The sequence below is a fragment of the Frankia umida genome (assembly GCF_023242945.1).
GTDB classification, from domain to species: domain Bacteria; phylum Actinomycetota; class Actinomycetes; order Frankiales; family Frankiaceae; genus Frankia; species Frankia umida.
In genome coordinates, this window is sequence record NZ_JALKFT010000123.1 from 1 (window position 1) to 347 (window position 347).

Below are 347 nucleotides of genomic sequence, written 5' to 3' on the forward strand. Positions count from 1 at the left end.
GGGGGGGGGGGGGGGGGGGGGGGGGGGGGGGGGGGGGGGGGGGGGGGGGGGGGGGGGGGGGGGGGGGGGGGGGGGGGCGGTCTCTGGTGTGGGGCCGGTGTTCGTGTTTCCGGGTCAGGGGTCGCAGTGGGTGGGGATGGCGGTGGAGTTGGTGGATTCCTCGCCGGTTTTCCGGGAGCGGTTGGAGGGGTGTGCGGCGGCGTTGGAGCCGTTTGTGGACTGGTCGGTGGTGGACGTGCTGCGTGGGGTGGAAGGCGCGCCGGATCTCGAGCGGGTGGAGGTGGTGCAGCCGGTGTTGTGGGCGGTGATGGTGGCGTTGGCGGGGTTGTGGGGGTCGTTCGGGGTGG

General features: G+C 75.8%; 1 protein-coding gene. It reads left to right on the forward strand.

Going from position 1 to position 347, the window contains the following annotated elements; translation table 11 throughout:
• Nucleotides 1–142: 142 nt before the first annotated feature.
• The coding region (locus MXD59_RS27900) for an acyltransferase domain-containing protein (RefSeq protein ID WP_308301791.1) at nucleotides 143–347 on the forward strand (205 nt) is incomplete at its 3' end.